Below are 300 nucleotides of genomic sequence, written 5' to 3'. Positions count from 1 at the left end.
TAGCCGGCGGCATAGGTTTTAGGCACTGTACTTGTGTTGTCCACGACAGTAACACTACCACCATCCTGAGCAGGGTTATTTGGAGTAACGGGTTGAGTCGTGCCTGAAGATCCCGTGCCGCTTCCTGTACCACTACCCGCAGTGTTTGAGATTAATCCAATTTGTCCGCCTTGATTACTCAGCGCTCCAACATTTAAATCCAGTGCCTGAGTCCCTGTTTGCTCAATGGTGCCTTGGTTTCTTAAACTATCTGAATCTATCGCAATGCGTGCTGCATTCACTGTCCCCGTATTACTCAGA

Annotated in this window: 1 pseudogene; it reads right to left on the bottom strand. The window is 48.7% G+C overall.

The features are described 5' to 3' along the window. Positions 1-300: pseudogene (locus tag ACX1N5_RS15740) on the bottom strand (filamentous hemagglutinin N-terminal domain-containing protein); the annotation flags it as partial.

It is taken from the genome of Acinetobacter sp. ANC 4636 (assembly GCF_054454555.1).
This window is presented reverse-complemented; position numbering and strand designations above follow the sequence as displayed.